8 protein-coding genes are annotated in these 8,267 nt (G+C 71.0%); 6 read left to right on the forward strand and 2 right to left on the reverse strand.

All coding sequences use genetic code 11. From position 1 onward, the window contains the following. A partial coding sequence (locus ABZ749_RS23135) for a GAF domain-containing protein (protein WP_357230993.1) occupies positions 1–911 on the reverse strand: 911 nt, incomplete at its 3' end. A gap of 14 nt (positions 912–925) precedes the next feature. Then, positions 926–1,708, reverse strand: a complete 783-nt coding sequence (locus ABZ749_RS23140; RefSeq protein ID WP_355007310.1) for a 3-hydroxybutyrate dehydrogenase — start codon at positions 1,706–1,708, stop codon at positions 926–928. Positions 1,709–2,415: 707 nt separating this feature from the next. On the opposite strand from ABZ749_RS23140, the gene ruvC reads away from it, so the two are divergent. The 6 genes from ruvC to secF form a co-directional block, all read left to right on the forward strand. Then, entirely contained in the window at positions 2,416–2,943 is a 528-nt protein-coding gene (ruvC, locus tag ABZ749_RS23145) for a crossover junction endodeoxyribonuclease RuvC (RefSeq protein ID WP_112584546.1), read from the forward strand. Next, on the forward strand, positions 2,940–3,542 hold the full coding sequence (gene ruvA / locus ABZ749_RS23150; RefSeq protein WP_210784947.1) for a Holliday junction branch migration protein RuvA: 603 nt from the start codon (positions 2,940–2,942) through the stop codon (positions 3,540–3,542). The genes ruvC and ruvA overlap by 4 nt, the downstream gene beginning before the upstream one ends. Positions 3,543–3,617: 75 nt before the next feature. After that, a complete protein-coding gene (ruvB, locus tag ABZ749_RS23155) occupies positions 3,618–4,685 on the forward strand; it encodes a Holliday junction branch migration DNA helicase RuvB (protein ID WP_357230997.1) in 1,068 nt (355 codons plus the stop codon). A 121-nt stretch (positions 4,686–4,806) separates the two neighbouring features. Beyond that, positions 4,807–5,163: a preprotein translocase subunit YajC gene (gene yajC, locus ABZ749_RS23160; RefSeq protein WP_355007312.1), complete on the forward strand. Its 357-nt coding sequence runs from the start codon at positions 4,807–4,809 to the stop codon at positions 5,161–5,163. Between the two features lie 280 nt (positions 5,164–5,443). Further along, positions 5,444–7,357 (forward strand): protein translocase subunit SecD, encoded by a 1,914-nt coding sequence (gene secD / locus ABZ749_RS23165; protein ID WP_357231001.1) that lies wholly within the window; start codon positions 5,444–5,446, stop codon positions 7,355–7,357. Between the two features lies 1 nt (position 7,358). Next, positions 7,359–8,267: protein translocase subunit SecF (gene secF / locus ABZ749_RS23170; RefSeq protein WP_357231004.1), on the forward strand; the 909-nt coding region annotated here is incomplete at its 3' end.

Genomic DNA, 8,267 nt, shown 5'->3' on the forward strand with positions numbered 1-8,267 from the left:
ATCTCACCCACCCGGGCCAGCAGGCGGCCCTCGGCGTCCAGCGCCAGCAGCGCGCCGCCCAGCACCTCGGTCACCGCGGCCGCCACGTCCTCCACGCCGCCGCCGCGCAGCACCAGCGCGGTCATCCGGTCGTGTGCCGCGGCGGCCCGCTCCACCGAGCTGCTGTGCGCCCGAATGGTGGTGTTCGCCGCCGACAACTCGGCCAACGCCGAACGGGTCTCGGTCAGCAGCCGGGCGGTGTCGATCGCCACCGCGGCGTGCGCGGCCAGCGACACCAGCAGCGCCACCTCCTCCCGAACGAACGGCCGGGCCGAACGGTTGGCCGCGTAGAGCACCCCGATGGAGGTCGAACCGAGCCGCAGCGGCACCCCCAGGATCGCCACCAGACCCTCCTCGCCCACCCCGGCGTCGATCTCGCCGGTGTGGTGGAAGCCCGCGTCCTCGCCGTAGTTGGCGGTGACGTACGGGGCACCGGACTGGGCCACCAGGCCACCGAGACCGGCACCCATCGGCAGACGCAGCCGCTGGAAACGGGCCGAGACCGACCCGTCGGTCACCCGCATGTAGGTGTCGCCACGTTCGTCGTCGTTTAGCGTCATGTACGCCACGTCCGCACTCAGCAGATGACGGGCCCGGTGCACGATCGCCCGCAACACGTCGTCCAGATCGCGCAGCCCCGCCAGGTCGCTGACCGTGTCGTACAGGCCGGACAGCTCGCTCTCCCGGCGGCGGCGACGCTCCAGCAGCGCGCGGACCCGCAACGCCACCGACTTGGCCTGCTCCAGCTCGGCCAGCCGGTCCGGCGGTAGCCCGGCGGCCCGCGCGGCCACCAGCGGTCCCTCGAACTCGACCGCCGCGGCCTCTCGGGCGAGCAGCTCCAGGAACTCCACCGGCGAAGACATGGTCGACATTGTGCTCAGCCCCACTAGTTGGCCGTCCAGCCCCCGTCGAGGGCGATCGACGCCCCGGTGATGAACGCCGCCGGCGGCGAGCAGAGGTACGCCAGCAGCTCGGCCACCTCCTCCGGCTCGATCAACCGTTTGATCGCGGCCCGGGCCAGCATGATCTTCTCGATCACCTCGGCCTCGTCGATGCCGTGACTGGCCGCCTGGTCGGCGATCTGGCTCTCCACCAGCGCGGTACGCACGTACGCCGGGTTGATGCAGTTGGCGGTGACGCCGTGCGCGGCGCCCTCCAACGCGACCACCTTCGACAGCCCCTCCAGGGCGTGCTTGGCCGATACGTAGGCCGCCTTGTACGGCGAGGCGCGCAACCCGTGCACCGAGGAGATGTTGACGATCCGCCCCCAGCCCCGCGCGTACATGTGCGGCAGCGCCCGGCGGATCAGCAGGAACGGCGCCTCCACCATCACCCGCTGGATGTACTCGAACCGCTCGACGGGAAAGTCCTGCAACGGTGCGACGTGCTGGAGCCCGGCGTTGTTCACCACGATGTCCACGTCCACGTCGAGCGAATCCACCGCGGCGGCGTCGGACAGGTCCACGCCCTCGGCCCGGCCACCGGCCTCGGCGGCCACCGCCTTGGCCGCCTCCAGGTTGCGGTCCACCACGAGCACCTTGGCGCCGGCCGCGCCCAGCCGCAGGGCGCACGCCCGCCCGATGCCGCCGCCACCCCCGGTGACCAGGGCGGTCCGACCGGAGAGGTCGAGCTGTACGACGTGGGGGACCACCACGGGTTCTGCCGTCATGGCGCAAGAAGTTACGAGCTGTGTGCTCCCCGGCACATGGGCCAGCGACACATACTCCGTACCAAAGCTGTGTGGCCCCACCCGTCCCCTACTACCCGATCCCACCCACCGCCCCCTTCCACCCGCTCCCGTGCCGCCCCGTCTCGCCGCCCCGCCCCGTCTCGCCGCCCCGCCTCGTCTCGCCGCCCCGCCTCGTCTCGCCGCCCCGCCTCGTCTCGCCGTCCCGTCGCCCCGCCCGCCCGGCTCATCCCGTCTCGCCGCGCCTTGCGCCGCGCCGTCCCGTCTCGCCGCCGCCCCTGCTGGGCTTCGCGCCGCCGGGCCTGGCCTCTGCCACACCCCGCCACGCCGTGCGCCGCAAGATCGCGCAACATCCTGGATGTAGTGGCATCCGGGCGCGTCGTGGCCACTAAATCCTGGATCGAGCGTGACCTTGACGGCGGTGCTCGCCCCGCAGGCCGCTCCCGGTCCTCGGAACGGTGTTTGTCGTCAAGATCCGCGCAATATCAGGGATGTTGCTGTCTCTCGCGCGCCGGAGGCAGCAACATCCGGCAAGTTGCGCAGATCTTGGGGCGAGGGCGAGGGCGAGGGGCGTCGGGGGCGTGGGGTGGGGTGTGGGTTGTGGGAGGGCGTGTCCCGTGGGGCTGGTGGGAAGGGCGCCGGTTAGGGTGTCGAACACACGTACTGCTGACGGCTGGGGAGGGGGCGGCGTGCGCGTGCTCGGTGTGGACCCGGGGTTGACCCGGTGCGGGGTGGGTGTGGTCGAGGGTGTGCCCGGCCGGCCCTGCACCCTGGTCGCCTACTACGTGGTCTACACCGACCCGGCCGACGACCTGGCGTTGCGCCTGTTGCACCTGGACCGGTCGCTGAACAAGCTGGTGGCCGAACATCAACCGGAGAGCGTCGCCGTCGAGCGCGTGTTCAGTCAGCACAACGTTCGTACCGTGATGGGCACCGCGCAGGCCAGTGGCATCGCCGTGCTGGCCGGGGCGCGGGCCGGGCTGCCGGTGCAGACGTACACCCCGAGCGAGGTGAAGGCCGCCGTGACCGGCTCCGGTCAGGCCGACAAGGCGCAGATGACCGCGATGGTGACCCGGCTGTTGCGGCTGGCCGAGCCGCCGAAGCCGGCGGACGCCGCCGACGCGCTGGCCCTGGCCATCTGCCACGTGTGGCGCGGTGGGACCCGCTCCAAGCTGGCCGCCGCGGCGGACAGGGCACGACGAGGAGGAGCACGATGATCGCCAGCGTGCGCGGCACGGTGACCGCGACGGGTCCGGACCAGGCGGTGATCGAGGTCGGCGGGGTCGGGCTCGCCGTGCACTGCGCCCCGGGGACCCTCGCGGAGCTGCGGGTCGGCCAGGTCGCCCGGCTCGCCACCAGTTTGATCGTGCGGGAAGACTCGCTGACTCTTTACGGCTTCGCCGACGACGACGCCAAGTCCCTGTTCGAGCTGCTCCAGACCGCGAGTGGCGTCGGCCCACGACTGGCCCAGGCGGTGCTGGCGGTGCACACCCCGGACGCGGTACGCAAGGCGATCGCCAACGCGGACACGGCCGCCCTGACCCGCGTACCCGGGATCGGCAAGAAGGGCGCGGAACGCCTGGTGCTGGAGCTACGGGACCGGATCGGCCCGGTGCCGATCGGCGCTGACGGGGCGGCCGGGGTGACCCGCGGCAGCTGGCCCGACCAGGTCCGGCAGGCGCTGGTGGGGCTGGGCTGGACGGCCGGGCAGGCCGATCAGGCGGTGGCCGCGGTGGCGGAGTCGATCGAGGGTGAGACCCCGCCGGTGCCGGTCCTGCTCAAGCAGGCCATCCGACTGCTGGGCCGCACCCGATGACCGCCCGGGCGGCACGATGAGCGCGAGGAGTGAGCCGGGTTTGCGAGCCCCGCAGTCGCGAATGAAGGCGGCACGATGAGTGAGACCGAGGGGCTCGTCTCGGCGTACGTCAGCGACGCCGATCGGGACGCGGAGGCCACGGTGCGGCCGAGGCGGCTGGCCGAGTTCATCGCCCAGGACCGGGTACGCGACCAGCTCGACCTGTTGTTGCAGGGCGCGATGCGGCGGGGGTCGCCGCCGGATCACATCCTGCTCTCCGGCCCACCCGGGCTGGGCAAGACGAGTCTGGCCAACATCGTCGCCGCCGAGCTGGGCGCGGGCATCCGGGTGACCAGCGGCCCGGCGATCGAGCGTGCCGGCGATCTGGCGGCGATCCTGACCAGCCTCGCCGAGGGCGACGTGCTCTTCATCGACGAGATCCATCGGATCGCGCGGCCGGCCGAGGAGTTGCTGTACAGCGCGATGGAGGACTTCCGGGTCGACGTGGTGGTGGGCAAGGGGCCCGGTGCGACGGCGATTCCGCTGGACGTCGAGCCGTTCACCCTGGTTGGCGCGACGACCCGTTCGGGTCTGTTGACCGGACCGATGCGGGACCGCTTCGGCTTCGTGGCGCATCTCGACTTCTACGCGCCGGCAGATCTGGAGACGCTGCTGCATCGTTCGGCGCGGATCCTGGGGGTGCCGATCACCCCGGAGGGCGCCACCGAGATCGCCGGTCGGTCCCGGGGCACGCCCCGGATCGCGAACCGGCTGCTGCGCCGGGTCCGCGACTATGCCGAGGTCCGGGCGGACGGGGTGGTCGATCTCGACACCGCGCGTGCGGCCCTGATCGTGTACGACGTGGACGCGCTCGGCCTGGACCGGCTGGACCGGGCGGTGTTGACCGCGTTGGTCGACTCGTTCCGGGGCGGCCCGGTCGGGTTGTCCACCCTCGCGGTGGCGGTGGGGGAGCAGCCGGACACGGTCGAGGAGGTCTGCGAGCCGTTCCTGGTGCGGGCTGGGCTGTTGGCCCGTACGCCCAGGGGTCGGGTGGCCACCGAGGCCGCTTGGCGGCATCTGGGGCGCACACCACCGAATGGTACATTTGGTGTGGATAGTCCACCTGTGCCCGACTTGTTCTCCTTGGACGTCGATCAGCCGTGATGTGAACGTGATCTGTGCCGCATTCGGCGTTCCCAGGTGCAGGGTTTAGACTTCGCCGCGGTCTGTACAGGACGTGAGAATCCGCCTCCGCTCCGGCACCCCGGTGCCGGGCAGGTGGCCAATGGGAAGGTCAGTAACCGTGCAATTGGCAGCAGCGGGTGGCGGGGCCGGCGGTTTCACGCCGATCCTGATGATCGCCCTGCTCTTCGGTGTCATGTACTTCATGATGATCCGGCCGCAGCAGAAGCGCCGCAAAGAGGCAGAGGCGATGCAGTCCAACCTCGGCCCCGGCGACGAGGTCGTGACCATCGGTGGGCTCTACGGCACTGTCACCGGCATCGAGGACGACACCGTCCTGATCGAGGTCGCCCCGGGCGTGCAGACCCGGTACGCCCGCCCGGCCATCGCGCGGGTGGTCACCCGCGCGGAGCTGCCGAGCGAGCCGGTCACCGAGGACGCGGACACCGTCAAGGAGTGACCCCTTCCCTCGGGGAGCGGCGATTGCGGCGTACGGCCGGTCGGCCGGCTTCCGGGGTCGTCGCGCCCGGACGGGGCAGCGGGCGAGACGTGAAAACTGGATAGTTGGGTCGACGCCGGGCGTCGGCACGTTCCCGTGACCGTCGGCGTTCCGCGCCGGGGGCGCCCGGTCCTCGTGTCGGCATTCCGTCGGCTCAAGGCAGACCCGTCGGGCGGGACCCCCGGCCCGACACCGCCGCCGCTGCGACAGCGGCGCGACCGTACAGGGAGACAGGACAGCCGTGGCACCACCTCAGGGACAGATGCGCCCCGGGCGGCAGCTCGCCGTGCTCGGGTTCATCTTCGTGGTCCTCTATCTTCTGGTGTTCTTCGCCGGCGCCAGCGGCAGCTGGAAGGACCGGCTCGAGCCCAAGCTCGGCCTGGACCTCATCGGCGGCACGCGGGTGACACTGGAGGCGACCAACAGCGTCGACGGCAAGCCCCCGACGGCGGAGAACCTCGAGGAGGCCCGCGAGATCATCGAGAGTCGGGTCAACGCGTTCGGCGTGGCCGAGGCCGAGGTGGTCACCGAGGGAAACCGCAACATCGTCATCTCCCTGCCCGGTGAGAACCGGAACCTCGACGACGTGGGCGAAGCCGCCGAGTTGCGCTTCCGCAAGGTGCTCAAGGCCGCGTCCGGCAGCGGGGTGGCCGAGGCGCCGCCCGCCGCCACGCCGACCCCGTCCGGCAGCGCCGCCCCGACCGGCAGCGCGACCCCGTCCGGTGCCGCGACCCCGTCCGGCAGCGCCTCGCCGAAGGTGACCTCGTCGCCCAGCGGCGGTCAGGGCGGAATGGCCCCGGCGTCGCCCAGCGCCACGCCGACCCCCTCCGCGTCCGCCACGGCCTCGCCGAGCGCCGCCGCGCCCAGCGCCAGTGCCGAGCCGGTGCCGGCCAGCGTCGAGGAGCAGCGCAAGGCCGTCGAGCAGAAGGTCGGCGCCGCCGCGTGGCAGGCCGCCAACGGGTTGCAGGCCCCGGCCGATCTGACCGCCGACCCGTCGCTGGCCGAGAAGCTCAAGCCGTTCGGCACGCTGTCTCCGCAGGAGGTCGCGGTGCTGCCGGCGCAGATGCAGTTCAACGTGCCGACGATCGGCTGCGCGCAGCTCGACCAGCGCCCCCCGGCGTCGATCTCCGACGCGAAGCAGCAGGTGGTCTCCTGCGAGGACGGCGCGTCGAAGTACCTGCTCGACCAGGCCAAGGTGCTGGGCACCGACGTGTCCGACGCCGACGCGGTGCTCGACCAGACCAACGCCTGGGTGGTCAGCCTGGACTTCACCGGCGACGGTCAGGGCAAGTGGACCTCGCTGACCCGTGAGGCGTTCAACAACGAGGGCCAGGCCTGCGACGCGACCGCCCTGGGCCAGGACGGCAAGTGCCGGGTGGCCGTCGTACTGGACAACAAGATCGTCTCTTCTCCGGAGATCCAGGGCGTGCTGACCGGCAACTCCCAGATCACCGGCACCTTCACCCAGAAGGACGCCAGCACCCTCGCCGGTCAGCTCCGCTACGGCGCGCTGCCGGTGACCTTCGAGCAGCAGGAAGCGCAGAACGTCACCGCCACGCTGGGTGCCAGCCACCTGCGCGCCGGTCTGCTCGCTGCCGGCATCGGCATGCTGCTGGTCATCATCTACGCGTTCTTCTACTACCGGCTGCTCGGCTCGGTGATCTTCCTGAGCCTCATCCTCTCCGCGCTGCTGGTCTTCGGCGCGCTGGTGGTGCTCGGCCGGCAGATCGGCTTCACGCTCACCCTCGCCGGCATCGCTGGAATGATCGTCTCGCTCGGTGTGGCGGCGGACTCGTTCGTCATCTACTTCGAACGACTGAAAGACGAGATCCGGGAGGGGCGCAGCCCGCGTAGCGCGGTTCCCCGCGCCTGGATCCGGGCCCGTCGGACGATCATCTCGGCCAACGCGATCACCCTGCTCTCCGCTGTGGTGCTCTACGTGGTCTCGGTCGGCACCGTCAAGGGCTTCGCGTTCGCGCTCGGCCTCGCCACCGTGCTGGACCTGGTCGTGGTCTTCCTCTTCCGGCACCCGATCATGACGATGTTCGCCCGGACCCAGGCGTTCCTGTCCCCGCGGGTCAGCGGTCTGGGCCGAGCACTGCCGGCTCGCAACCAGCCGACTCAGCCCCGCAACCCGCGCGCCAAGGAGGCCTGAGATGGCTCAAAACGGTCTGGCGAGCCGCCTCTACAACGGCGAGGCCGGTCTCAACATCGTCGGTCGACGCAAGCTCTGGTTCGGCGTCGCCGGGCTCCTGGTCCTGATCGCGATCCTCAGCTTCTCGATCCGTGGGTTCAGCCTGGGCATCGAGTTCGCCGGCGGCAACTCGTTCCAGGTGCCGGCCAGCGTCGGCACCCTGGACGACGCCGAGCGGGAGGTCAACTCGGCCCTCGCCGCCGAGAACACCGGCGTCACGGTGGCCACCACGCAGAAGGTCGGCGGTCCGGGCGGCGACTCCTACGAGCTTCGTACGCCGCAGCTCACCGCCGAGCAGGCCACCGCGGTCAAGGCCCAGATCGCCGAGGACCTCGGCATCAACGCCGACCAGATCAGCGACAACCAGGTCAGTGAGGCCTGGGGCAGCCAGGTGACCGAGCGGGCCGTACTCGGTCTGGTCATCTTCATCGCGCTGGTGATGGTCTACCTGATCCTGCGCTTCGAGTGGCGGATGGCCGTGGCCGCGGTCGCCTCGCTGATCACGAACCTGATCCTCACCGCCGGCATCTACTCGCTGGTCGGCTTCGAGGTCACCCCGTCGACGATCATCGGCTTCCTCACCATCCTGGGCTTCGCGCTCTACGACGTGGTGGTGGTCTTCGACAAGGTCCAGGAGAACACCCGGGGCATCACCGCCAACAACAACCAGACGTACGCCGAGGCGTCCAACCTGGCCATCAACCAGAGCCTGATGCGGTCGTTGAACACCTCGGTGGTCGCCCTGCTGCCGGTCGGTGGTCTGCTCTTCATCGGTGCCGGCCTGCTCGGTGCCGGCACGCTGAAGGACCTGGGTCTGGTGCTGTTCGTCGGTATGGCGGTGGCGTTCCTGACCTCCATCCTGGTGGCCACC

The sequence above is a fragment of the Micromonospora sp. NPDC047753 genome, assembly GCF_040642735.1.
GTDB lineage: Bacteria > Actinomycetota > Actinomycetes > Mycobacteriales > Micromonosporaceae > Micromonospora.